Origin of the sequence: Hymenobacter miniatus, assembly GCF_016427455.1 — a bacterium.
Taxonomy (GTDB): domain Bacteria; phylum Bacteroidota; class Bacteroidia; order Cytophagales; family Hymenobacteraceae; genus Hymenobacter; species Hymenobacter armeniacus.
Map to the genome: position 1 here is coordinate 1 of NZ_JAELXR010000032.1, position 842 is coordinate 842.

Below are 842 nucleotides of genomic sequence, written 5' to 3' on the forward strand. Positions count from 1 at the left end.
CCTTCAACCTGCTCAAGGGTAGCTCACAAAGTTTCGCGTCTACCCCCCCCGACTGCGCGCCCTGTTCAGACTCGCTTTCGCTGCGGCTCCGTACCTTAAAGTACTTAACCTTGCCGGGGAGGAGTAACTCGTAGGCTCATTATGCAAAAGGCACGCCATCAGGCCACTAAAGCCCTCTGACTGCTTGTAAGCACACGGTTTCAGGTTCTTTTCACTCCGGTATTCCCGGTTCTTTTCACCTTTCCCTCACGGTACTAGTTCACTATCGGTGTCTCAGGAGTATGTAGCCTTGGCGGATGGTGCCGCCAGCTTCAGACGGGGTTTCTCCGGCCCCGCCCTACTCAGGATACCACTACCGTAAACCAGAATTGTCGCCTACGGGATTTTCACCCTCTATGATGCTGTTTCCCAACAGCTTCGGCTAACTCGGTTTAGTCAGATGTCGTGGTCCTACAACCCCGGATTGGCCGTAACCAACCCGGTTTGGGCTCCTCCCCGTTCGCTCGCCACTACTTGGGGAATCATTGTTATTTTCTTTTCCTGCCGGTACTTAGATGTTTCAGTTCCCGGCGTTTGCCACCGCCCGTCAAGCGGGTCGGTTCCTGCCTCTTCCAGGCAGGGGGTTGCCCCATTCGGAAATCTGGGGATGAACGAGTATGTGCCTCTGCCCCCAGCTTATCGCAGCTTATCGCGTCCTTCGTCGCCTCTGAGACCCTAGGCATCCCCCGTGTGCTCTTTCTTACTTCGCTTTCGCAGCGCCGCACCCATCGCTGGGTGCTGCTTTTCCCTTGCGGGAACAAGCGCGCCACGCTTCGTTTTTGTTACCCCTTACGTCAAAGAAC

At 55.7% G+C, this 842-nt stretch carries 1 rRNA gene; it reads right to left on the reverse strand.

The annotated features are described in order from the left end of the window. A 23S ribosomal RNA gene (locus JAO73_RS22845) occupies positions 1 to 749 on the reverse strand; the annotation flags it as partial. Positions 750 to 842: the final 93 nt, after the last annotated feature.